At 70.0% G+C, this 22968-nt stretch carries 19 protein-coding genes; 17 read left to right on the top strand and 2 right to left on the bottom strand.

Annotation, left to right across the window (positions count from 1 at the left end; genetic code table 11):
* Positions 1-169: 169 nt before the first annotated feature.
* The 7 genes from leuA to H629_RS0110015 all read left to right on the top strand — a co-directional run bounded on the left by leuA (position 170) and on the right by H629_RS0110015 (position 9525).
* Positions 170-1939, top strand: a complete 1770-nt coding sequence (leuA, locus tag H629_RS0110045; protein WP_024357136.1) for a 2-isopropylmalate synthase — start codon at positions 170-172, stop codon at positions 1937-1939.
* A 92-nt stretch (positions 1940-2031) separates the two neighbouring features.
* Positions 2032-2661: a Holliday junction branch migration protein RuvA gene (gene ruvA, locus H629_RS0110040; RefSeq protein ID WP_024357135.1), complete on the top strand. Its 630-nt coding sequence runs from the start codon at positions 2032-2034 to the stop codon at positions 2659-2661.
* Positions 2658-3677, top strand: a complete 1020-nt coding sequence (gene ruvB, locus H629_RS0110035; protein WP_024357134.1) for a Holliday junction branch migration DNA helicase RuvB — start codon at positions 2658-2660, stop codon at positions 3675-3677. Before ruvA ends, ruvB begins: the two co-directional genes overlap by 4 nt.
* Before the next feature lie 122 nt (positions 3678-3799).
* The gene (gene yajC / locus H629_RS15715) at positions 3800-4258 is read left to right on the top strand and encodes a preprotein translocase subunit YajC (protein WP_024357133.1); all 459 of its coding nucleotides are present in this window, start codon (positions 3800-3802) and stop codon (positions 4256-4258) included.
* A gap of 65 nt (positions 4259-4323) precedes the next feature.
* Positions 4324-6177, top strand: coding sequence for a protein translocase subunit SecD (gene secD, locus H629_RS0110025; protein WP_024357132.1), 1854 nt, complete (start codon positions 4324-4326; stop codon positions 6175-6177).
* Positions 6178-6179: 2 nt separating this feature from the next.
* Positions 6180-7211, top strand: a complete 1032-nt coding sequence (gene secF, locus H629_RS0110020) for a protein translocase subunit SecF (RefSeq protein ID WP_024357131.1) — start codon at positions 6180-6182, stop codon at positions 7209-7211.
* A 61-nt stretch (positions 7212-7272) separates the two neighbouring features.
* Positions 7273-9525, top strand: a complete 2253-nt coding sequence (locus H629_RS0110015) for a RelA/SpoT family protein (RefSeq protein WP_024357130.1) — start codon at positions 7273-7275, stop codon at positions 9523-9525.
* Here the strand turns inward: H629_RS0110015 and H629_RS0110010 are convergent.
* The gene (locus H629_RS0110010; protein WP_024357129.1) at positions 9507-10166 is read right to left on the bottom strand and encodes a hypothetical protein; all 660 of its coding nucleotides are present in this window, start codon (positions 10164-10166) and stop codon (positions 9507-9509) included. The genes H629_RS0110015 and H629_RS0110010 overlap by 19 nt on opposite strands.
* 105 nt (positions 10167-10271) lie before the next feature.
* Positions 10272-11549, bottom strand: a complete 1278-nt coding sequence (locus tag H629_RS0110005) for a DUF349 domain-containing protein (protein WP_051137875.1) — start codon at positions 11547-11549, stop codon at positions 10272-10274.
* Positions 11550-11609: 60 nt separating this feature from the next.
* Here H629_RS0110005 and H629_RS0110000 point away from each other — a divergent pair, with 60 nt between their 5' ends.
* The 10 genes from H629_RS0110000 to aroB all read left to right on the top strand — a co-directional run bounded on the left by H629_RS0110000 (position 11610) and on the right by aroB (position 22867).
* Positions 11610-13148: a replication-associated recombination protein A gene (locus H629_RS0110000; RefSeq protein WP_084705395.1), complete on the top strand. Its 1539-nt coding sequence runs from the start codon at positions 11610-11612 to the stop codon at positions 13146-13148.
* Between the two features lie 261 nt (positions 13149-13409).
* Positions 13410-14039 carry a 30S ribosomal protein S4 gene (gene rpsD, locus H629_RS0109995; protein ID WP_024357126.1) on the top strand — a complete coding sequence of 210 codons (630 nt, stop codon included), beginning with the start codon at positions 13410-13412 and terminating at the stop codon, positions 14037-14039.
* Between the two features lie 163 nt (positions 14040-14202).
* Positions 14203-14427 (top strand): hypothetical protein, encoded by a 225-nt coding sequence (locus H629_RS0109990; RefSeq protein ID WP_024357125.1) that lies wholly within the window; start codon positions 14203-14205, stop codon positions 14425-14427.
* Positions 14428-14468: 41 nt separating this feature from the next.
* A complete protein-coding gene (gene alaS / locus H629_RS0109985) occupies positions 14469-17123 on the top strand; it encodes an alanine--tRNA ligase (RefSeq protein WP_024357124.1) in 2655 nt (884 codons plus the stop codon).
* 161 nt (positions 17124-17284) lie between these two features.
* Positions 17285-17782: a Holliday junction resolvase RuvX gene (gene ruvX, locus H629_RS0109980; protein WP_024357123.1), complete on the top strand. Its 498-nt coding sequence runs from the start codon at positions 17285-17287 to the stop codon at positions 17780-17782.
* Positions 17779-18870, top strand: coding sequence for an endolytic transglycosylase MltG (mltG, locus tag H629_RS0109975; protein ID WP_024357122.1), 1092 nt, complete (start codon positions 17779-17781; stop codon positions 18868-18870). The genes ruvX and mltG overlap by 4 nt, the downstream gene beginning before the upstream one ends.
* A gap of 1 nt (position 18871) precedes the next feature.
* Positions 18872-19867, top strand: coding sequence for a shikimate dehydrogenase family protein (locus H629_RS0109970; RefSeq protein ID WP_240471090.1), 996 nt, complete (start codon positions 18872-18874; stop codon positions 19865-19867).
* Positions 19868-19872: 5 nt separating this feature from the next.
* Complete coding sequence (gene aroC, locus H629_RS0109965) at positions 19873-21069, top strand: chorismate synthase (protein ID WP_024357120.1); 1197 nt, start codon at positions 19873-19875, stop codon at positions 21067-21069.
* A complete protein-coding gene (locus H629_RS14585) occupies positions 21066-21788 on the top strand; it encodes a shikimate kinase (protein ID WP_024357119.1) in 723 nt (240 codons plus the stop codon). The genes aroC and H629_RS14585 overlap by 4 nt, the downstream gene beginning before the upstream one ends.
* Complete coding sequence (aroB, locus tag H629_RS0109955; RefSeq protein WP_024357118.1) at positions 21785-22867, top strand: 3-dehydroquinate synthase; 1083 nt, start codon at positions 21785-21787, stop codon at positions 22865-22867. Before H629_RS14585 ends, aroB begins: the two co-directional genes overlap by 4 nt.
* The last annotated feature ends 101 nt before the right edge of the window (positions 22868-22968 follow it).

Genomic DNA, 22968 nt, shown 5'->3' with positions numbered 1-22968 from the left:
AGCCTATGGCCGCGCCGCCACGGGTGTCATCCGGCGGTGCTATAGTGGCTGCATGCTGTTCGGCTCGCTTCTCCTTAGCTGCCGCGACGAGTCCTAATCCCAGGCCTCCCTCGTCGCGGTGTTCGTGTTTGGCTGAGCAAGAGATATTGAGACGAGAAAGTACGAGCCCATGAAGAACACGCAGAAGCCCTCCGGTATGCCGGTGCACCGGTACCGCCCGTTCCACGAGATCATCAATGTGGAGCTGCCGGACCGCACCTGGCCCACGAAGCGCATCACCGAAGCTCCTCGCTGGTGCGCGGTCGATCTGCGCGACGGCAACCAGGCGCTCATCGATCCCATGAGCCCCGAGCGCAAGCGGATCATGTTCGAGCTGCTCGTCAAGATGGGCTACAAGGAGATCGAGGTCGGCTTCCCGTCGGCCAGCCAGACCGACTTCGACTTCGTGCGCCAGCTCATCGAAGACGACGCGATCCCTGACGACGTGACGATCCAGGTGCTCACCCAGGCGCGCGAGCACCTCATCAAGCGCACCTACGAGTCGCTCATCGGCGCGAAGCAGGCCATCGTGCACCTCTACAACTCCACGAGCATCCTGCAGCGCGACGTGGTCTTCCGCTCCGACCGCGAGGGCATCAAGAGGATCGCGACCGACGGCGCGAAGCTGTGCCGCGAGAGCGAAGCGATCTGCGCCGGCACCGACATCTACTACGAGTACTCGCCCGAGTCGTACACCGGCACCGAGCTGGAGTACGCCGCCGAGGTGTGCAACGACGTCCTCGAGATCTTCGAGCCCACGCCCGAGCGCAAGGTCATCATCAACCTGCCCGCCACGGTCGAGATGGCGACGCCGAACGTCTACGCCGACTCGATCGAGTGGATGAGTCGGCACCTGAACCACCGCGAGAACGTGATCCTCTCGCTGCACCCCCACAACGATCGCGGCACCGCCGTCGCCGCCGCCGAGCTCGGCTACCTGGCGGGCGCCGACCGCATCGAGGGATGCCTCTTCGGCAACGGCGAGCGCACCGGCAACGTCGACCTCGTCGCGCTGGGCATCAACCTGTTCACGCAGGGCATCGACCCGCAGATCGACTTCTCGCGTCTCGACGAGGTGCGCCGCACCGCCGAGTACTGCAACCAGCTGCGGGTGCCCGAGCGCAGCCCCTGGGCCGGCGACCTGGTCTACACGGCATTCTCGGGATCGCATCAGGACGCCATCAAGAAGGGCTTCGAGCGTATGGCGCGCGACGCCGAGGACGCCGGCGTGACGGTCGACGACATCGAGTGGGCCGTGCCCTACCTGCCCGTCGACCCGAAGGATCTCGGCCGCTCCTACGAAGCGGTCATCCGGGTCAACTCGCAGTCGGGCAAGGGCGGCGTCGCCTACCTGTTGAAGACCGACCACAGCCTCGACCTGCCGCGTCGCCTGCAGATCGAGTTCAGCGCCGTGGTGCAGGGCCTCACCGACAGTGAGGGCGGCGAGGTCTCGAGTGATGAGATCTGGCGCATCTTCCAGGACGAGTACCTCCCGACCACCGACTCCTCCTTCGATCGTTGGGGTCGCTACGAGCTGTTCCGCACCGCCTCGACCAGTGCGGGCGACGGTGTGACCGAGCTCACCGTCGACTATCGCGACGGCGAGGGCGAGCACCAGCTCACCGCGCGAGGCAACGGACCCGTCGACGCCTTCATCTCGGGCATCAACGAGAACGGCCACGCCGTGACCCTGTTCGACTACGTCGAGCACGCGATGAGCTCCGGCGGAGACGCCGTCGCCGCGGCCTACGTCGATCTCGAGGTCGACGGGCAGCGACTGTGGGGCGTGGGCATCGACCCCGACACCACGCGGGCCACGCTCAAGGCGATCGTGTCGGCAGTGAACCGTGCGGTGCGCGCGTCGCGCGAGCAGGCGCAGCCCGTCGGAGCGAGCGCCTGACGCAACTGCGAACCACGCCCTGTTCGTAGATATATTCGAATGATCGGTGTGGCGCGGGCCCGTCTGTCGGAGGCGCACCCTAGGCTGGGAGCGTGATTGCTTCGATAGGCGGGCCCGTGCTCGCATCCGGCGCCGGTTGGGTCGTCGTGAGTGTCGGCGGGCTCGGCATGCGCGTCGAGGTGCCGAGCGGCCGAGTCTCCCAGTCGGCCGTCGGCGACGAGGTCTTCCTGCACACCTCGCTCGTGGTGCGGGAGGACTCGCTCACCCTCTTCGGTTTCGCCACGCAGGACGAGCTCGAGGTCTTCGGTCACCTCATCGCGGTGTCTGGCGTCGGTCCCCGCAGCGCACTCGGCGTGCTCTCGGCGCTGAACCCCGCCGAGGTGGCCCGCGCGGTGTCAGCCGAAGACGAGAAGCCGTTCCGCAAGGTCTCGGGCATCGGCCCCAAGACGGCGAAGCTCATCGTCGTATCGCTCGCGGGCAAGCTGCCCGAACTCGGATTCTCCGACGCGGGCGCCCCGGCCGGAGGCGCGGGCGATCCCGCGCAGCTCGTCGCCGAAGCGGTCGGGGAGGGGCTCGTGGGGCTCGGCTGGTCGGATTCCGACGCGCGCCAGGCGGTGCAGGACGCCCGCGACGCCGGCGCCCCGGAGGACCACGCGGGTCTGCTGCGCGCGGCGCTCGCGCTGCTGCAGGCCGCCCGCAGCGGAGCCGGAGCCCGCCGATGACCGGCGAGCTGTCCCCCCAGGCATCGCCCTCCGAACAGGGGTACGAGGGTGCGCTGCGCCCCTCGACGCTGTCGGAGTTCGTCGGTCAGTCGAAGGTGCGACGCCAGCTCGGGCTGCTGCTCGACGCGGCCACCATGCGCCGGCACACGCCCGATCACATCCTGCTGGCGGGGCCTCCGGGACTGGGCAAGACCACCCTGTCGATGATCGTGGCCTCCGAGCTCGGCAAGCCGCTCCACCAGACCTCGGGCCCGGCGATCCAGCACGCCGGCGACCTCGCGGCCGTGCTCTCCGCCCTCACCCCGGGCGAGGTGCTGTTCGTCGACGAGATCCACCGGATGGCCCGCAGCGCCGAGGAGATGCTCTACCTCGCGATGGAGGACTTCAAGGTCGACATCATGGTGGGCAAGGGCGCCGGCGCCACCTCCGTGCCGCTGGAGCTCGCGCCGTTCACCCTCGTCGGCGCCACCACACGGGCCGGCCTGCTGCCGAACCCGCTGCGCGACCGCTTCGGCTTCACCGCGCATCTCGAGTTCTACTCCGATGACGAGCTGGCGAGCGTCGTGCGTCGCGCCGCAGGGCTGCTCGACTTCGGCCTCTCCGCGCAGGGCGTCGAGGAGATCGCGCGGCGGTCCCGGGGCACCCCCCGCATCGCGAACCGGCTGCTGCGCCGCGTGCGCGACTACAGTCTCGTGCACGAGACCCCCGGCGACACCGCGAGCGTGCAGGCCGCACTCGCGCTCTACGACGTCGATCAGCACGGGCTCGACCGGCTCGACCGGGAGGTGCTGCGCGCGGTGGTCGAGCGCTTCGCGGGCGGCCCCGTCGGTCTCTCGACGCTCGCGGTGTCCGTGGGGGAGGAGGCCGAGACGATCGAGGCGGTCGTCGAGCCCTTCCTCGTGCGCACGGGCCTGCTGACCCGCACTCCGCGGGGGCGGGTCGCGACCCGGCTCGGCTGGGAGCACGTGGGCGTCGTACCGCCCGCCGCCCCGGCGGGCACGCCGACGCTGATCTGAGCGGCGATGCACGGCGCGAATACGGGCTCGAATCGGTCGGGTTTCCCAGCCTGAGCACGCTAAGCTAATCAAATCTGTGCCTCGCGGCTCCAATTTCGGGACCGCCCACCGAAAGGACCCTCGTGACTCTCGACCCGATCAGCATCCTCATGTTCGGACTCATCGCCGTTCTGATCTTCTTCATGTTCCGCAACGGCAAGAAGCGTCAGCAGGCCATGCAGGAGCTGCAGAACGGCCTGCGCCCCGGCGCCGAGGTGATGCTGCAGTCGGGCATCTTCGGCACCATCGAGTCGATCGACGAGGACGAGAACCGCGCCACCGTGCGCAGCGGCACCACCACCCTGATCGTGCACCGCAACGCGATCTCGCAGATCATCACCCCCGTTGAGAGCGCCGACGAGGCCGAGCAGACCACCGCGTCGTTCGCTCCCGACGACGACCCCGAGTTCGGCGAGCGTCTCGCGAAGGGCGCGCCCAGCGACGCCGCCCCCGCATCCGACGAGACCACCGAGGGCACCGGTGAGACCACCGAGCGCCCCGACGCCGACGACCAGACCGACGGGCAGAACCCCAAGGCCTGATCCGGCGCCGCCGCGGGAGGGGACCGCGGCAACCTCCACTTCACTCAGACAGAAAGCAGTCAGTCTTGGCGTCCACACCTGCGGTGCGGAGGGCTCGTCGCTCCCTCGTATTCCTCCTGGTCCTCATCGTCGGCCTCGCGGGCCTCATCACCTACGGCGTGTTCCGCAGCGACGCGACGTGGACGCCGAAGCTCGCCCTCGACCTGCAGGGCGGCACGCAGATCCTGCTCGCCGCCGAGCAGACCGACGGTCAGGCGGTGAGCGGCGAGCAGTTGCAGCAGGCGGTCTCGATCATCCGCCAGCGCGTCGATGCGGCCGGTGTCTCCGAAGCGGAGATCACCACGCAGGGCAGCCAGCACATCTCGGTGTCGATCCCGGGCAAGGCCGACGAGGCCACGCTGCAGCGGATCGAGGCCTCCGCGAAGCTCGACTTCCGCCCCGTGCTCGCCACGGGCATGGGCGTCAACCTCGAGCAGTTGCAGCAGGATGGCGAGCAGGCGACCCCCGAGGGCGAGACCGCCGACCCGGCCGCCGATGCGACGGACGCCGACGCCAAGGAAGCTGACGCGAAGGACGCAGACGCGAAGGCCGACGACACCAAGGCCGCGGACGCCGAGGCGAAGGCCGACGACGCCGCGGCGACGACCGAGGGCGTCGATCCCGATCCGCTGCCCACCGAAGCCGGTGACCTGGCCTGGATCACCCCGGGGCTGCAGCAGCAGTTCGACGCCTTCAGCTGCGACTCCGAGGCCGCGCTCGACACGCGCGACGCCGCGGCGGATCGTCCCCTGATCACCTGCGACGACGCCGGCATGGAGAAGTTCATCCTCGGCCCGGTCGAGCTGAGCGGCGACGTCATCACCGACGCTGTCGCGCAGATGGGCACCACCAGCACCGGCGCGAGCACCGGCGAGTGGGTCGTGCAGATCACCATGAACCGCGAGGGCGCAGACACCTTCGGCAAGATCAGCACCCGGCTCTACGGCGCCGCGGAGCCCCAGAACCGCTTCGCCTTCGTGCTCGACGGCAGCGTGCTCTCGGCCCCCACCATGAACGGGCAGATCCTCGACGGCCGCCCGTCGATCAGCGGCAGCTTCACCCAGGAGTCGGCGCAGGCGCTCGCCGATCAGCTCAAGTTCGGCGCGCTGCCGATGGACTTCACCGTGCAGAGCCAGGAGGACATCTCCGCGACGCTCGGCACGAACCAGCTGCAGGCGGGCCTGCTCGCCGGCCTCATCGGTCTGCTGCTCGTGGTGGTCTACTCGATCTTCCAGTACCGGGCGCTCGGCTCGCTCACGATCGCCTCGCTCGCGATCGCCGCGGTCCTCACCTATCTGCTGCTCACCTTCTTCTCGTGGCGCCAGGGCTACCGCCTGTCGCTCGCGGGAGTCGCGGGCATCATCGTGGCGGTGGGCTTCACCGCCGACTCGTTCATCGTCTACTTCGAGCGCATTCGCGACGCGCTGCGCGACGGCTTCGGCATCGAGAGCGCGGTCGAGCACGGCTGGAAGCGCGCCTTCCGCACGGTGCTCGCCTCCGACGGCGTGAACTTCCTCGCGGCGGTGATCCTCTTCATCCTCGCGGTCGGCAACGTGAAGGGCTTCGCGTTCACGCTCGGGCTCACCACTCTCGTCGACGTGCTGGTCGTCGCGTTCTTCACGCACCCGATGATGACGCTGCTCGCGCGCACCCGCTTCTACCGTTCGGGCCACCCGGCCTCGGGCCTCGATCCGAAGCGACTCGGCGCGGTCTACCGCGGCCGGGCGCAGTTCCGCGAGCCCGTCATCACGACCAAGGGCGCCGGCAAGAAGAACGCTCGCAGCCAGAAGGAAGCAGAGCGCCGGCAGACGATCGCCGAGCGCAAAGCGGCGGATCAGGGCATCTCGCTCGAGACCGCCAACACCGGAAAGGAGAGCTAAGCATGGCTCGTTCATTCGCCGAATTCGGCAACGCTCTCTACACCGGCGAGAAGTCGATCAACTTCGTCGGCAAGCGCAAGATCTGGTATCTGGTCTCCCTAGTGCTGATCGTGCTCTCGGTGCTCGGCCCGCTTGCGCGCGGCGGCTTCACCTTCGGCATCGAATTCACCGGCGGCAGCCAGTTCCAGGTGCACCTCGCCGAGGGCGGCGACCGCGACGCCGCGCTCGCGGAGACCGCCGTATCCGAGGTGCTGCCCTCCTCGGCGCCCCGTGTCACGCAGCTCGGCCCGACCGACATCCGCGTGCAGACGGAGGCGCTCGACGAGTCCGAGAACCGGGCCGTGACGACCGCGCTCGCCGAGGCCTACGGCGTCGGCGAGGACGAGGTCACCTACTCGTACATCGGCCCCGCCTGGGGGCAGGACATCACGCGTCAGGCCGTGATCGCCCTCTTCGTCTTCCTGCTGTTCGCCGCGCTCGTGATGGCCATCTACTTCCGCACCTGGAAGATGTCGCTGGCAGCGATCATCGCGCTGCTGCACGACCTCGTCATCACCGCGGGCATCTACGGCATCTCGGGCTTCGAGATCACCCCGGCGGCCATGATCGGCTTCCTCACGATCCTCGGCTACTCCCTCTACGACACCGTCGTGGTCTTCGACAAGATCCGCGAGAACACCTCGCCGGGCGAGCTGAACGACCGCCGCACCTTCGCCGAATCGGTGAACCTCGGCGTCAACCAGACGCTCGTGCGTTCGATCAACACCTCGGTCGTCGCCCTGCTGCCGGTCGCTTCGATCCTCTTCATCGGCGCGTTCGTGCTCGGCGCGGGCACGCTGCGCGACATCTCGCTGGCACTGTTCATCGGCATCCTGGTGGGCGCCTACTCGACCATCTTCATCGCTGCCCCCGCCTACGCGCACCTGCGCGAGAAGGAGCCCGCCGTGAAGCGGCACGACGAGAAGGTGCTCCGCTCGCGGAAGGCCCAGTCGAGCGACGCAGAGGAGCAGAACGGGGCCGCGATCAGCGCCTAGCGGCCGGTTCGTGGGAATGACCTCTCGTGGTGTAACGTTCAAACATTCGAGGGAGGTCAGAGTGGTCACGAACGACGTCACGCAGCAGAGCGGTACGACGGCGCTGCGTCGGCTGGTTCCTCGGATCTTCTCTCGAGGCAGCTCGCCCGGCGCCGTCGACCAGCTCGTGCGCACGGTACGCGCGAACTATCCGCGTGCCGATCTCTCGGTGATCGAGCGCGCTTATGTCGTGGCCGAGCGCGCGCACCGCGGGCAGAAGCGCCGCAGCGGTGAACCGTACATCACCCACCCGATCGCGGTCGCCCAGATCCTCGCCGAGCTGGGCGTCGCGCCGGTCGCCATCGCCGCCGCGCTGCTGCACGACACCGTCGAGGACACCGACTACACCCTCGAACAGCTGACCGCCGAGTTCGGCGACGAGATCGCCATGCTCGTCGACGGCGTCACGAAGCTCGACAAGGTGAAGTACGGCGACTCCGCGCAGGCGGAGACCGTGCGCAAGATGGTCGTCGCGATGTCGAAGGACATCCGCGTGCTGGTGATCAAGCTGGCGGATCGCCTGCACAACGCCCGCACCTGGGGCTTCGTCCCCGGCGACTCCGCGAAGCGCAAAGCTCAGGAGACCGTCGAGATCTATGCGCCGCTCGCGCATCGGCTCGGCATCCAGTCGCTGAAGGCCGAGCTCGAAGATCTCTCCTTCGCGGTGCTGAAGCCCAAGCTCTACGCCGAGATCGAGAATCTCGTGACGCAGCGTAACCCGCAGCGCGACGAGCTCGTCGGCAACGTGATCAGTTCGATCGAGAACGATCTACGCGACGCGAAGATCCGGGGCGAGGTGACCGGTCGCCCCAAAGAGCTCTACTCGATCTATCAGAAGATGGTGGTGCGCGGCCGCGACTTCGACGACATCTACGATCTGGTCGGTATCCGGGTGCTCGTGAACTCGATCCGCGACTGCTACGCGGTGCTCGGCGCGGTGCACGCGCGCTGGACCCCGATCCCCGGCCGATTCAAGGACTACATCGCCACCCCGAAGTTCAACCTGTACCAATCGCTGCACACCACGGTGATCGGCCCCGACGGGCGCGCGGTCGAGATCCAGATCCGCACCGTCGAGATGCACCAGCGCGCCGAGTACGGCGTGGCGGCGCACTGGAAGTACAAGCAGCGCCAGCAGGGTCAGCAGGGGCCCGGGTCGAGCGACATGGCGTGGCTCGCCCACATCTCGGACTGGCAGGCGGAGACCGAGGACCCGAGCGAGTTCCTCGACGCGCTGCGCTTCGAGATCGGGGCGAAGGAGGTCTACGTCTTCACCCCGAAGGGCCGCGTCATCGGGCTGCCCGCCGGCGGCACCCCCGTCGACTTCGCCTACGCGGTGCACACTGAGGTGGGCCACCGCACGATGGGCGCCCGTGTGAACGGCCGCCTCGTCTCGCTCGAGACTCCGCTGCAGAACGGCGACGTGGTCGAGGTGTTCACCTCGAAGGATCCGAACGCGGGGCCCAACAAGTCGTGGCTCGACTTCGTGAAGAGCAAGCGCGCCCAGAACAAGATCCGCCAGTGGTTCACGAAGGAGCGTCGCGAGGAGGACGCCGAGAACGGCAAGGTGGAGATCACGAAGGCGCTGCGCAAGCAGGGGCTGCCGCTGCACCAGGTGATGAACTCCGAGGGGCTGCAGCAGGTCGCGCTCCAGCTGCGGTACGCCGATGTCACGGCGCTCTACGCCGCGGTGGGGGCGGGACACGTCTCGGCCCAGTCGGTGGTGGAGAAGGTCACCGCTCTGCTGTTCGACGAGCAGAGCTCGACGGAGCCGGCCCTCGCCACGCTGCCGATCATCGAGGCGCCGCGCGCGAGCCGGGTCGCCGACTCGAGCGGCATCGCGGTGAAGGGCGCCTCCGGGGTGCTCGCGAAGCTCGCGAAATGCTGCACGCCCGTGCCCGGTGACGAAGTGATGGGCTTCGTCACGAAGTCGGAGGGCGTCTCGGTGCACCGCGTCGACTGCCACAACTTCCTCAATCTGCGGGAGCAGCAGGATCGGGTGGTCGAGGTCGAGTGGGCACCCTCCTCGAAGAGCGTGTTCCTCGTGCAGATCCAGGTCGAGGCGCTGGACCGCTCGGGCTTGCTCTCGGACATCACCCGCTCACTCTCGGAGCACCACGTCAACATCCTCTCGGCCTCGGTGAACACCTCGACGGCCCGTCTCGCGGTGAGCAAGTTCGTGTTCGAGATGGCGAACTCGACGCACCTCGACCACGTGCTCAACGCGGTGCGTCGCATCGACGGCGTCTACGACGTCTATCGCATCACCAACTGACCGCTCGGCCTGTGCGCCGGCGCCGGCAGTGGGACCGCTGATGCCGGCCGTGGGATCGGCGATGCCGGCCGTCGCGGCCTGCTCGGCGGTGGGGATCGCGGATCGAGGCGATGGAGCGCCACGGTGCGGTACTGCGCGCGCCCGCTCGTGAGCCTCGCGCGCACTTCCTCCGCTCCGCCGGGAAGCATACCGATCAAGAGTCGCACGGCGACCCGGTGCGAACGGTCGAACTCGCCCGGCTTGCGCAGCAGGTCGCAGGCGGTCTGCGCGGGAGCGGTCACGCGCAGACCCGGGCCGAAGGCCCACAGCTCGTCGTCGGTGTAGCAGAACTGATGCAGCGAGACCCCGGAGGCGGGGGTGCGGTGCTCCGGCCTGCGGCGGTCGAGCGTGGAGAACTCGAGCGGTGGTCCCGGTTCGCGGCAGGCGCCCCACACCCAGGCGGCCGTGAGTCGCACCGCGACGCGGTCGGCGGCGAGCCAGTGGCTGAGGGCCGCGGCGCGCACGCGCGGCGTCTCGGGCCAGCCGGCGCCGCGGACGCCGGGGCCGCAGCGCAGCAGGGTGCCTCGCAGCCGTTCGGCCGAGCGGACGGCCGGGGGCCAGCGATCGAAGCAGGGGAGCGGCGGAGGTGAGAGCGAAGTCATGCTCTCATGCTCGACGCCGGGGTCCGGAAGCACCAGACCCCGGCGTCGAATGTGGATAACTCGCCCGAAGGCGGGCGGATCGCGCGGGTGTGAGCGGAGTGTTGGTCAGTCGCCGATGGCGGCGAGCCACGACTGCTGCGTCGCGAGCTTCTGCTCGGCCTCGGCCTGAGCCTTCGCGTCGCCGGCGGCGCGGGCCGCCTCGACCTCGGCGGTGAGCTCGGCGATCGAGGATTCCAGCTGGCCGCGCAGACCTTCGCTGCGAGCCTTCGTCTCGGGGTTGGTCTTGCGCCAGTGCTCGTCTTCGAGGCCCTTCACGTGGTCCTCGATCTTGCGCAGTCGCGACTCGACGTCGCGCAGCGCCTCGCGCGGCACTCGGCCGATCTCGTCCCAGCGCAGCTGCACCTCGGTGAGCGCCTTGCGGGCGGCGCCGTGCTCGCGCTGCTCGAGGATGGGGGCGGCCTCGTCGAGCAGCGCCTGCTTCGCGGTGAGGTTCGCGGCGTACTCCTCGTTGGTCTGCGCGGCCTCGGCGGCTTTCGCCTCGTAGAGCACGTCGCCGGCGGCCTTGAAGCGCGCCCAGAGCTGGTCGTCGAGCTTGCGGCTCGCGCGTCCCGCGGCCTTCCACTCGTCGAGCAGGGAGCGGTAGGCGGGAATGCCCTCGATGCCCTTGGGGGCGAGCGCCTCGGCGGCGGCGATGATCCGCTCCTTGCGCTGCTTCACGTCCTTGTTGTTGGCGTCCATCTGCGCGAAGTGCGAGCGGCGCGCCGAGTCGAACGACTGACGGGCGGTGCGGAAGCGCTTCCACATGGCGTCGGCCTGCGACTTCGGGATCTGCGGGCCGGTGCGCTGCGCCGTCTGCCAGTCGGTGAAGAGCTGCTCGAAGGTCTGGCTGGTGTCCTTCCAGCGGATCGAGGCCTCGGGCTGGGCCGCGAGGCGCTCGGCCTCGACGACGATGGCCTCGCGCTTGGCGACGGCCTCCTGGCGGGCGGCCTCGCGCTCGGCCTGCTGCTTCTCGCCGAGCGCCGCGGTCTTCTCGCCCAGCTTCTCGACGCGGTTGCGCAGCGCGGCGATGTCGCCGACGGCCGCGGGCTCGACCAGCTGCTCGCGCAGCTTGGCGACGCTGTCGACCGCCGATCCATCGGCGGTTCCCCGCGCCACGCGCGCCTCGAGCAGCACGATCTGCCCTTCGAGGTCGGCGTACTTGCGGGTGAAGTAGGCCAGCGCCTCTTCGGGGGTGCCGTCGGGGAAGGAACCGACCGCGCGTTCGCCGTCGCCCTCGCGAACATAGACGGTGCGGTCGTCGTCGACTCGGCCCCAGGGCGTTTCGTTGCTCGCTTCGCTCAAGGTTCTGCTCACCTGTCGTGTGGGGCCGGGCTCGCCGACCATAACGGAATAGACCCCTCCACTATGCCACAGCCGGGTTGCCCAGGCTCGTGCCGAGGGCGAATGTCAGGGGTGCTCGGTAGCATTGGGGGCGTGGAATCGAACACCGCTCCGTCGCACACCGCGCCTCTCGCGGTGCGCATGCGGCCCCGCTCGCTCGACGAGGTGGTGGGGCAGCAGCATCTGCTGCGCACGGGGTCGCCGCTGCGCACGCTCGCCTCCGACTCCGAGGGCGGCGGCGGGGCCGTCTCGGTGATCCTCTGGGGTCCGCCGGGCACGGGCAAGACCACGCTCGCCCAGGCCATCGCGCACTCGAGCGGCCGCCGCTTCGTCGAGCTCTCGGCGGTCACGGCGGGTATCAAAGACGTGCGCACCGTGATGGAGCGCGCCCTGAACGATCGCGATCTGTACGGCATCGCGACCGTGCTCTTCCTCGACGAGATCCACCGCTTCACCAAAGCGCAGCAGGATGCGCTGCTGCCCGGTGTCGAGAACGGCTGGGTGACGCTGGTGGCGGCCACCACCGAGAACCCCTCCTTCTCGGTGATCAGCCCGCTGCTCTCGCGGTCGCTGCTGCTCACGCTCGAACCCCTCGACGACGCCGATCTGCGTAAGCTGCTCGAACGCGCCATCGCCGATCCCCGGGGCCTGGCCGGCGCGGTCGAGGCCGACGACGAGGCCCTCGATGCGCTGGTGCAGCTCGCGTCGGGCGACGCGCGTCGTGCGCTCACCGCGCTGGAGGCCTCGGCCGCCTCGGCCCTCGCCGGGGGAGCGGCCGCCGGCGAGGAAGCCGGTGCTCGTGGTGATGCGGATCCCGATGCTGACGTGGATTCCGATGCTGACGGCGAAGCCGATCCTGACGACGAAGCCGAGACCGAAGAGAGCGACGGCGACGACGACAGTGACGGCGACAGCGAAGACGCCGCCGCGGTTGAGGCCGAATCCGGCGCCGGGCCGGCGGCCGAGCCCGCGAGACTGACCGCCGGGATCGTGTCCGCGGCGGTCGACCGCGCCCTGCTGCGCTACGACCGCAACGGCGACCAGCACTACGACGTCATCAGCGCGTTCATCAAGTCGCTGCGCGGCTCCGATCCCGATGCGGCGATCCACTATCTCGCCCGCATGATCGAGGCGGGCGAGGACCCGCGATTCATCGCGCGACGCCTCATGGTGCACGCCGCCGAGGACGTGGGCCTCGCCGACCCACAGGCGCTGCCGATCGCGGTCGCCGCGGCGGAGGCGACGCAGCTGATCGGCTTGCCGGAGGCGCGGATCCCGCTCGCCGAGGCAACGATCTACATCGCCACGGCGCCCAAGTCGAACGCCGTCATCACGGCGATCGACTCCGCGATCGCCGACGTGAAGGCCGGGCGCTTCGGCCTCGTGCCCAAGCACCTGCGCGATGCCCATTACCCGGGCGCGAAGCGGCTCGGGCACGGCAAGGGCTACCTCTACCCCCACAGCGATCCCCGCGGGGTGTCCAGGCAGCAGTACCTGCCCGACGAGCTGGCCGATCGCGTCTACTACGCGCCCACCCAGCACGGCAACGAACGTGAGATTTCCGACCGCCTTGAGAAGATCCGCCGCATCACCCGTGGCTGAGCGCCGCCAGGTTCGGATAGATCCGTCAGCTTCTGATAGACTCTTCGCTGGCCAACACCGCTGCCGCGCACGGCTGCGCGCGGAGAAGCAGGTGGCAGTCGCCCTGTAGCCGGGTTTCTGCACTGGTCGTTCCCTCACCGAAGACGGTTTGCTGCGTCGCGTGCATTGCGAGCGAGAGCTCGTGAATGCGGGCGCAGCGTGGCCGAGAGAACACAGGGCTCGATCCCGAGCCCGCATCACCAGAAACCCGAAAGGATCCACGTGTCGACTACGTCGCGTACCCGTTCCAAGACTCGCCTGAGCCGCTCGCTCGGCATCGCGCTCACCCCGAAGGCCGCGCGCTACCTCGAGAAGCGCCCCTACGGCCCCGGCCAGCACGGCCGCACCAAGCGCAAGAGCGACAGCGACTACGCCGTCCGTCTGCGCGAGAAGCAGCGTCTCCGCGCCCAGTACGGCATCCGCGAGAAGCAGCTCGTCATCGCCTTCAAGGAGGCGCGTCGCCAGGACGGCCTGACCGGTGAGAACCTGGTCGAGCTGCTCGAGATGCGTCTCGACGCGCTCGTGCTGCGCGCCGGCTTCGCCCGCACCACCGCGCAGGCCCGCCAGCTCGTCGTGCACCGCCACATCCTCGTCGACGGCAAGATCGTCGACCGTCCCTCCTTCCGCGTGAAGCCGGGCCAGCTCATCCACGTCAAGGAGCGCTCGGAGGGCCTCGAGCCCTTCCAGGTCGCCGCTGCCGGCGGTCACGCCGAGGTGCTGCCGAACCTCCCCGGCTACCTCGAGGTCGAGCTCGACAAGCTCCAGGCTCGCCTCGTGCGCCGCCCGAAGCGCGCCGAGGTCCCCGTGACCTGCGAAGTGCAGCTCGTGGTCGAGTACTACTCGGGCCGCTAAGCACCGAGCACCACACGCCGAAGGGGCGTCGGAGAGATCCGGCGCCCCTTCGGCGTCTCCGGGCGCATCCGGCCGCGTGTCGGGGGCTACCGCTAAGCTTGGAGAATGCTTCTCGCGCGCAGCCTTCGGACTGCGCGCGAACGCCACGAGGAGGAATGGGAACATGCGCAAACTGCTGTGGCTGATGAGCGGAGTCGTGCTGGGATTCGTCGCCGCGCACTTCGTCAACCAGACGCCCGAGGGGCGGCGGTTCTTCGCCCGCGTCAATCGCGGCGTCGATGAGCTGAACCGCGCGTTCGTCACCGGCTACCGGGAAGCCGAGGCCGAGGCCGACGAACTGCTCGACGACGTCGAGAACGCGCTGCGCAAACTGCGCGAGCAGCGCTGAGCCCGCCCCGCCACCCACACACCGAGAAGGACCCCGCCCGGATGCAGACCGCCGAAATCCACCGCCGCTGGCTCGACTTCTTCGAGAAGCGAGGACACACCGTCGTGCCCTCGGCCTCCCTCGTGAGCGACGACCCGAGCCTCATGTTCACGGTCGCCGGCATGGTGCCGTTCGTGCCCTACCTCTCCGGTCTCGTTCCCGCCCCGTACCCGCGGGCGACGAGCGTGCAGAAGTGCATCCGCACCAACGACATCGAAGAGGTCGGCAAGACTCCGCGTCACGGCACCTTCTTCCAGATGTGCGGCAACTTCTCCTTCGGCGACTACTTCAAGGAGGACGCGATCCGCTTCGCCTGGGAGCTGCTCACCACGAGCGAGGCCGATGGCGGGCTCGGATTCGAGGCGAAGGATCTCTGGGTCACCGTCTACGAGGACGACGACGAGGCGATCGCGTTCTGGAAGCAGCACTCCACCCTGCCCGACGAGCGCATCCAGCGCCTCGGCAAGGAGACGAACTACTGGTCGACGGGTCAGCCCGGCCCCGCGGGACCCTGCTCCGAGATCTTCTACGACCTGGGTCCCGAGCACGGCGTCGACGGCGGCCCCGCCACCGACGACGACCGCTACGTCGAGATCTGGAACCTGGTCTTCATGCAGTACCAGATCACCGACGTGAAGTCGAAGACCGACTTCACGATCGTGGGCGAACTGCCGAACAAGAACATCGACACCGGCATGGGGCTCGAGCGCGTGGCCTTCATCAAGCAGGGCGTGCAGAACATGTACGAGATCGACCAGGTGCGCCCCGTGCTCGACCGCGCCGCCGAACTCGCCGGCAAGACCTACGGCGCGAACCACGACGACGATGTGCGACTGCGCGTCATCGCCGATCATGTGCGCAGCGGCCTCATGCTCATCGCCGACGGCGTCACCCCCTCGAACGAGGGCCGCGGCTACATCCTGCGACGCCTGCTGCGCCGCGTCATCCTCTCGATGCGCCTGCTCGGATTCGACGGCCAGAGCTTCGCCGAGCTCTTCCCGGTCTCGCGCGACGCGATGAGTGCCGCCTACCCGGTGGTGGAGCGCGACTTCGACTTCATCTCGCGGGCCGCCTACGCCGAGGAGAAGACCTTCCTGCGCACGCTCGCCTCGGGCATCCAGATCCTCGACTCGGCAGTAGCCGACGCGAAGGCCGCGGCTGCCGCAGTGCCGGGCGACACGGCGTTCCTCCTGCACGACACGCACGGCTTCCCGATCGAGCTCACGCTCGAGATCGCCGAGGAGGCCGGCGTCTCGGTGAACCGCGAGGTCTTCACCGCGCTCATGCAGGAGCAGCGCGACCGCGCGAAGGCCGACGCCAAGGCGAAGAAGGGCCAGCGCGCCGATCTCTCCGTCTACAAGGAGCTGCGCGGCCTCGGCGAGACCGCGTTCGTCGGCTACGACGAGCTGAACCACGAGAGCCGCGTGCTCGGGATCGTGGTCGACGGCGCGCCCACACCCGAGGCGCGCGAGGGCCAGGTGGCCGAGCTCGTGCTCGCCGAGACCTCGCTGTGGGCAGAGTCGGGCGGTCAGGACTCCGACCAGGGCCTCATCGTGGGCGACGGCTTCGAGGCCGAGGTGCTCGACGTGCAGAAGCCGGTGCCCGGCCTCATCGTGCACACCGTGAAGGTGACGATCGGCACGGTCGGTCTCGACGCGCGCGCCGAGACGCGGGTCGACGCCGACTACCGCCGCGGCGCCACGCAGGCCCACTCGGGCACGCACATCGTGCACGCCGCGCTGCGAGAGGTGCTCGGTTCGAGCGCCCACCAGGCCGGCTCCTACAACAAGGCCGGCTACCTGCGGCTCGACTTCACCCACGCCGACGCCCTCTCGACGGAGACGAAGAGCGAGATCGAGGAGATCTCGAACCTCGCGATCCGCAGCGACTACGACGTGGTCACCCGCGAGATGCCCATCGACGAGGCGAAGGCGATGGGCGCGATGGCGCTCTTCGGTGAGAAGTACGGCGACCGCGTGCGCGTCGTCGACATCGGCGGCCCGTGGTCGCGCGAGCTCTGCGCCGGCACGCACGTGTCGAGCTCGGCCGAGATCGGCATGATCAGTCTCGTCTCCGAGAGCTCGGTCGGGTCGACGAACCGCCGGGTGGAATCGCTCGTCGGCATCGAGGCGTTCCGCAACTTCGCGGCGGAGCGCGCCATCGTGCAGCAGCTCACCGGCGGCCTGAAGGTGCCGCGCGCAGAGCTGGTCACGAAGGTGCAGGATCTCGGCGCGCAGCTGCGTGCGGCCGAGAAGAAGATCGCCGCGCTCGAGGCCGAGAAGCTGGGCCAGCGCGTGCCCGAACTGCTCGCGGGAGCGCAGGAGCTCGGTGGCGTGCGCGCAGTGCTCGGCTCCCTCGGCGCGGTCGGGTCGGCCGACGACGTGCGTGGGCTCGTCCTGCAGCTGCGGGACCGACTCTCCTCGGAGGCCGGGGTCGTGGTGCTCGCGGGCGAGGCCGGCGGCAAGCCCGTGGTGATCGCCGCGACGACCGCCGACGCGCGGGACCGCGGCGTGCGCGCCGGCGACCTCGCGAAGCTCGGCGCCCAGGTGCTCGGCGGCGGTGGCGGCGGCAAGCCGGATCTCGCCCAGGGCGGCGGCGCCGATCCGGCGAAGATCGACGAAGCGCTCGCCGAGATCCGGCGACACCTGGGCGGTTAGCGCGTGTCTCGCAGATCCTTGCCTACTGCGCGCGCCTGTTCGGGGCGCCTCGCTGCGTTGTCGTCGTCAGATTTACACCCAGCAAACCGTCCTCCTCTGCCTTGCGAGGCACCCCGCCCAGGCGCTGCTCGCAACGGCAACGATCTGCGAGGCACACGCTGATGCGCAGCGGAGTACGCCTGGGGATCGACGTGGGCAAGGCCCGCGTCGGGGTCTCCCGCAGCGACCCCCACGGCATGTTGGCGACGCCGGTGGAGACCGTGCCGCGCGACCTCGGCGGCGACGCCGACCTCGCCCGCATCGCCGAGATCGTCGCAGAGCTCGACGCCTTCGAGGTGATCGTGGGGCTGCCGCTGAACCTGCGGGGCGAGCGCACTCCCTCGACCGACGATGCCGCGGCCTTCGCCGGGCGCCTCGCGGCCCGGCTGGGCGGCGACGCCGCGGCCGTGCGGCTCGTCGACGAGCGCCTCTCCACCGTGTCGGCGCAGGGGCAGCTGCGCCAGGCCGGAAGAAAGACCAAGCAGAGCCGGTCGATCATCGATCAGGCCGCGGCCGTGGTGATCCTGCAGCACGCGCTCGACCTTGAGCGCGCCCGGGGCGAGGCCCCGGGCCAGGAGGCCGCACTTCCCGAGCCCCCCGAGGAGGAGACTCGCCCATGAACGCCCGTTCTTCCGAGCAGGGGGGCCGCACCGGCCGCCGCGTGCTCATCTCGCTGCTCGTCGCGCTGCTGCTGCTCGGTGGGCTCGCCGGGGCCGGCGCCTACCTGTGGTCGCAGTACGGCGAGCAGATCTCGCTCGCGATGGGGTGGTCCACCAACGACTACGACGACAGCGATCAGGGCGCGGAGGTGTCGGTCGCCATCCGTTCCGGCGAGATCGGCTCCGACATCGCCGTCTCGCTCGAGCAGGCCGGTGTGGTGAAGACCTCCGACGCCTTCTACGAGCTGCTGCTCGCGCAGCAGCCGCAGGTCGAGTTCCTTCCCGGCATCTACACGGTGCGCGAGCGCATGAGCGCGCAGGCCGCGCTCGACGCGCTGCAGGATCCCGAGAATCGCCGTCAGCTCAGCGCCACGATCCCGGAGGGGCTCACGATCGAGGGCACGCTCAAGCGGCTCTCGCAGGGCTCCGGCATCCCCTACGAGGAGTTCGCCGCGGCGGCCACCGACCCGGCGGCGTTCGGCGTGCCGGCCGGCGTGCCCTCGCTCGAAGGCTGGCTGTTCCCAGCGACCTACGAGTTCACGCCCGAGATGACGGCGCACGACATTGTCGCCCTGCTCGTGAGCCATCAGGTGCAAGTGCTCGACGAGTTCGGCGTGCCCGAGGCGGATCGCGAGCGTGTGCTCACCATCGCGTCGATCGTGCAGCGGGAGGGCCGCGATGCCGACTTCGCGACGATCTCGCAGGTGATCCACAAGCGGCTCGCGATCGATATGGCGCTGGGCATGGACTCGACCGCGCAGTATGGCTCGGGCGAGCACGGCAGTTTCTGGTCGAGCGACGAGGCGCTGAGCGACGACAACCCCTGGAACACCTACGTGCACAAGGGACTGCCGATCGGGCCGATCTCGAACCCGGGGCGCGCCGCGATCGACGCCGCGCTGCACCCCGCCGACACCGACTGGCTCTTCTTCGTGAACGCGCCTGGCGGCAACGGCGCGCTCACCTTCACGTCGAACGAGGCGGAGCACGAGGCCGCGATCCAGGAGTACCGCGACTGGTGTGCGGCGACGCCCGACAGCGGGTGCTGAGGTGGTCCACGAGCACGAGCACGAGCACGAGCACGAGCACGCCGAGTCGCGCTCGCCCGTGACGGAGCTGCCGACGGCGCGCCTCGCGGTGCTGGGCTCGCCGATCCGCCACTCGAAGTCGCCCGCGATCCACGCGGCCGCGTACGCGGAGCTCGGGCTCGACTGGAGCTACGGCCGCGAGGAACTGGGGGCGGCGGATCTCGCAGGGCTGCTCGCCGACCTCGGCCCCGAGTGGCGCGGCCTGTCGCTCACGATGCCGCTCAAGGAGGAGGCACACCGCCTCGCCCTCGTGCGTGATCCCGTGGCCGAGGAGAGCGGCGTGGTGAACACGCTGCTGCGCCTCGGCGTGCCCGCGCCCGGCGGCGGCACCGCCTGGGCCGGCTTCAACACCGACGTCGGCGGTCTCGCCGCCGCGATCTCGAAGGCCGGGCTCGACGCGACGAGCACCGTCGTGATCGGATCGGGGGCCACCGCGGTGTCGGCGGTGCTCGCGGCACGCCGACTGGGCGCCGACCACGTCGAGATCGTCGCGCGCAACACCGCGGCGATCGGCGATCTGGTCGCCCGCTTCGGCGATACCCGTGAGCCGGGGTCGGATCGGGCGCTGCACGTCTCCGGCACCGTGATGCCGCACACCGGCACCCTCGTGGACGCGGGCGTCCTCGCTGCGCAGACCGCCGCGGACGGTCGGGTCCTACCGCCGACGCTCGTCATCTCGACCGTGCCCGGCCCCGCCGGCGCCGAACTCGAACTGCCCGACGCGCTGCTGCGGATCCCGCTCTTCGACGTCGCCTACGACCCCTGGCCGTCGCCGCTCGCCGAGCGCTGGCGCGCGGCCGGAGGCGAGGCCCACTCCGGTGACGGCATGCTCGTGGAGCAGGCGCTGCTGCAGATCCGCATCTTCGTGGCCGGCGATCCCGCGATCCCGCTGCCTGACGAGGAACGCCTGCTCGCGGTCATGCGCGACGCGGCGACGCCGACGGATATGGGAAGATAGCAGGTATGCTGCGTTGGCTGACTGCCGGAGAATCCCACGGCCCTGAACTCATCGCCGTCCTCGAAGGGCTGCCCGCCGGGGTGCCCGTCTCGCTCGACGGCATCCGCGAAGACCTCGCTCGGCGAAAGCTCGGCTACGGCCGCGGCTCGCGCATGAAGTTCGAGCAGGACGAACTGCATGTCTCGGGCGGTGTCGTGCAGGGCGTCTCGATCGGCGGCCCCGTTGCGATCCGCATCGGCAACACCGAGTGGCCCAAGTGGACCGAGGTGATGAACGCCGAGCAGACCGAGCTCACCGAGAAGTCCCGCGGCCGCGGCGCGCCGCTGACCCGCCCCCGACCCGGGCACGCCGACCTGGCCGGGATGCAGAAGTACGGCTTCGACGAGGCCCGCCCCGTGCTCGAACGAGCGAGCGCGCGCGAGACCGCCGCCCGCGTGGCGCTCGGCGCCGTGGCCCGATCCTTCCTCGCCGAACTCGGCATCCGCCTCGTGAGCCACACCATCTCCATGGGCGAGGTCGAGGTGCCCGCCGGTTCGCCGCTGCCGCGCCCCGACGACGTCGCCGCGCTCGACGCCGATCCGCTGCGCTGCTTCGACGCCGCGACGAGCGAGCGCATGGTCGCCGAGGTCGACGACACGAAGAAGACCGGCGACACGCTGGGCGGCATCGTCGAGGTGCTCGCCTACGGTCTGCCGCCCGGGCTCGGCTCCTACGTGCACTGGGACCGTCGTCTCGACTCGCGCCTCGCCGGCGCCCTCATGGGCATCCAGGCGATCAAGGGCGTCGAGGTCGGCGACGGATTCGAGACCACCCGCCGCCGCGGTTCGGCCGCGCACGACGAGCTGCACCTCTCGGACGGCACGATCACCCGTGAGACGGGACGCGCCGGCGGCATCGAGGGCGGCATGACGACCGGGCAGGTGCTGCGCGTGCGCGCCGGCATGAAGCCGATCGCCACGGTGCCGCACGCGCTGCCCACGATCGATGTCGCCACCGGCGAGGAGGCGAAGGCGCATCATCAGCGCAGCGACGTCACCGCCGTCCCCGCGGCCGGGGTCGTGGCGGAGGCGATGGTCGCGCTCGTGCTGGCCGACGCCGTGACCGAGAAGTTCGGCGGCGACAGCGTGCCCGAGACCCGGCGCAACCTCGAGGCCTACGTGGCGGCGATCCCCGAGCGGCTGGCGACCGTCATCGAGTCGTGAACGGGCACCGGCGAGCGGGTCGCGCCTCGGGTCCTCCCGCGGCGAAGCCGAAGCCCGCGCCGCCCGCGAAACCCGCACAGCAGACGGACGCGACGCCTGACGAGGCGCCCGCGGCCGAGACGGGCCGGGCGCCCGCCCCCTCAGGTTCGCGCGGCCGCTCCCGCCGTCGCCGGCGGCGCCGGGGCGGCGCACGCCTGCCCGATCGCGCCGTCGTGTTCGTGGGGCCGATGGCCGCGGGCAAGACGAGCCTCGGCAAGCGGGTCGCCCGCGAGCTCGGCATCCCGTTCATCGACACCGACGCCGTGTTCGTGCGCCAGCACGGTCCCATCACGGAGTTCTTCGAGCGCCACGGCGAGCCCGAGTTCCGGCGCATCGAGGCCGAGGTGATCGCGGCCGAACTGTCCGTCGCGGGTGGGCGGATCGTGGCGCTCGGCGGGGGAGCGGTGCTCACCGAGAGCACCCGGCGGCTGCTCGGGGATCACCCGGTCGTGCTGCTCATGACCACCCAGGAGGCGGTGCTGCGCACCGCGAACCTCGCGCGCAGGCCGCTGCTGCGCGACGATCCCGAGGCGTGGGGCCGCATTCTCGAGGAGCGGCGCCCCCTCTACGAGGAGGTCGCGGATGTGACCTACCGCACCGACCGGGCCACCAAGGAGCAGCTCGCGCGCCGCGTGGCGCAGTGGGCCCGCAGTTTCAGGAAGAGGAGCGACCAGGCATGAGCGACACCCCGACCCGTATCGAGGTCACCGGCGACGCCGAGTACATCGTCACGGTGGGGCGCGGCGTGCTCGACCGGGTGACCGAAGCGCTCGGCGATCGAGTCGCCAAGGTGCTGATCGTGCACACGGCCACCGTCGGGCGTCTCGCCGACGAGCTGCGGAGCGAGCTGCAGCAGCATTACGGGCAGGTGCTGCTTGCGGAGGTGCCCGACGCCGAGTCGGCGAAGCGCGTGGAGGTCGCCGCGTTCTGCTGGCAGATCATGGGCCAGGCCGACTTCACCCGCACCGATGCCGTGATCGGTCTGGGCGGCGGCGCCGTCACCGACCTCGCCGGCTTCGTGGCGGCCACCTGGCTGCGCGGTGTGCGGCTCGTGCAGATCCCCACCTCCGTGCTCGGCATGGTCGACGCGTCGGTGGGCGGCAAGACCGGTATCAACACCGCCGAGGGCAAGAACCTCGTCGGCTGCTTCTACGCGCCCGCCGCGGTGATCTGCGACCTCGACCTGCTCGGCACGCTGCCGAAGAACGAGATCCTCGCCGGCTTCGCCGAGATCGCGAAGTGCGGCTTCATCGCGGAACCCGAGATCCTCGACATCCTCGAAGCCGACGTGGAGCGGGCGACCGACCCGGCCACCCCGGAGTTCCAGCGCGTCGTCGAACTCGCCATCGCCGTCAAGGCGCGCGTCGTCTCCGAAGACTTCCGCGAGGGCGGTCTGCGAGAGATCCTCAACTACGGGCACACCCTCGGCCACGCCATCGAGCACGCCGAGCGCTACCAGTGGCGTCACGGCGTGGCGATCGCGATCGGCATGATGTACGCGGCCGAGCTGGGACGCATGGCCGGTTCGCTCTCCGATGAGGCCGTCGAGCGCCACCGCCGGGTGCTCTCGTCGCTGTCGCTGCCGCTCTCGTATCCCGCGGGGCGCTGGCCGGGCCTGCTCGCCGCGATGCAGCGGGACAAGAAGGCCCGGGCCGGGATGCTGCGCTTCATCGTGCTCGACGACATCGCGAAGCCGCGGGTGCTTGCGGGCGTCGACGAGTCGGTGCTGCAGTTCGCCTACCAGGAGATCGCCTCCTAGGGCTCCCCGCTCGCGCCGCCGTGCGACACGGTGTTGCCGAATGTGACGCGAATCGCGCCGCGGTCCCGCGCGGCCGATAGATTTGACGGGTTGCGGGCGAC

This window comes from Leucobacter chironomi DSM 19883 (assembly GCF_000421845.1).
Classification (GTDB): domain Bacteria; phylum Actinomycetota; class Actinomycetes; order Actinomycetales; family Microbacteriaceae; genus Leucobacter; species Leucobacter chironomi.
The sequence above is the reverse complement of the archived record's forward strand: the minus strand, read 5'-3'. Positions and strand labels throughout refer to the sequence as shown.

Excerpts from the sequence above, each read along its gene's own strand:
- leuA (WP_024357136.1), top strand. The coding sequence starts at position 170 with ATGAAGAACACGCAGAAGCCCTCCGGTATGCCGGTGCACCGGTACCGC.
- ruvB (WP_024357134.1), top strand. The coding sequence starts at position 2,658 with ATGACCGGCGAGCTGTCCCCCCAGGCATCGCCCTCCGAACAGGGGTAC.
- secF (WP_024357131.1), top strand. The coding sequence starts at position 6,180 with ATGGCTCGTTCATTCGCCGAATTCGGCAACGCTCTCTACACCGGCGAG.
- H629_RS0110010 (WP_024357129.1), bottom strand. The coding sequence starts at position 10,166 with ATGACTTCGCTCTCACCTCCGCCGCTCCCCTGCTTCGATCGCTGGCCC.
- H629_RS0110005 (WP_051137875.1), bottom strand. The coding sequence starts at position 11,549 with ATGGTCGGCGAGCCCGGCCCCACACGACAGGTGAGCAGAACCTTGAGC.
- H629_RS0110000 (WP_084705395.1), top strand. The coding sequence starts at position 11,610 with ATGTCAGGGGTGCTCGGTAGCATTGGGGGCGTGGAATCGAACACCGCT.
- H629_RS0109990 (WP_024357125.1), top strand. The coding sequence starts at position 14,203 with ATGCGCAAACTGCTGTGGCTGATGAGCGGAGTCGTGCTGGGATTCGTC.
- alaS (WP_024357124.1), top strand. The coding sequence starts at position 14,469 with ATGCAGACCGCCGAAATCCACCGCCGCTGGCTCGACTTCTTCGAGAAG.
- ruvX (WP_024357123.1), top strand. The coding sequence starts at position 17,285 with ATGCGCAGCGGAGTACGCCTGGGGATCGACGTGGGCAAGGCCCGCGTC.
- mltG (WP_024357122.1), top strand. The coding sequence starts at position 17,779 with ATGAACGCCCGTTCTTCCGAGCAGGGGGGCCGCACCGGCCGCCGCGTG.
- aroC (WP_024357120.1), top strand. The coding sequence starts at position 19,873 with ATGCTGCGTTGGCTGACTGCCGGAGAATCCCACGGCCCTGAACTCATC.
- aroB (WP_024357118.1), top strand. The coding sequence starts at position 21,785 with ATGAGCGACACCCCGACCCGTATCGAGGTCACCGGCGACGCCGAGTAC.